Raw genomic sequence first — 251 nt, forward strand, 5'->3', positions numbered from 1 at the left:
CAGTACGGGCGGATCGCGACACGCGCCCAGTCGTAGATCCGCTCACCGTGCGCGCCGGCCCCGCCGGAGATCCGTTTCCACCGCTGGCGGGGCAGCGCGGCAACCAACTGGTCCACCCGCGCGTCCGCCCCGTGCGTGGTGATCACAGTGTCGTTGACCTTCGTGGCCAGCACGTGCGCGACCCGACGTTCCTCCAGCCACACTCGCAGGTGCTTGACCTGCCCGTATGCCTCGTCAGCGGTGACCCACGC

Annotated in this window: 1 pseudogene; it reads right to left on the bottom strand. The window is 70.1% G+C overall.

Annotated features, from left to right (window positions below):
• Window positions 1-251, bottom strand: a pseudogene (locus tag AC13HU_RS38435) (IS701 family transposase); the annotation flags it as partial.

It is taken from the genome of Streptomyces sp. NH27 (assembly GCF_056859195.1).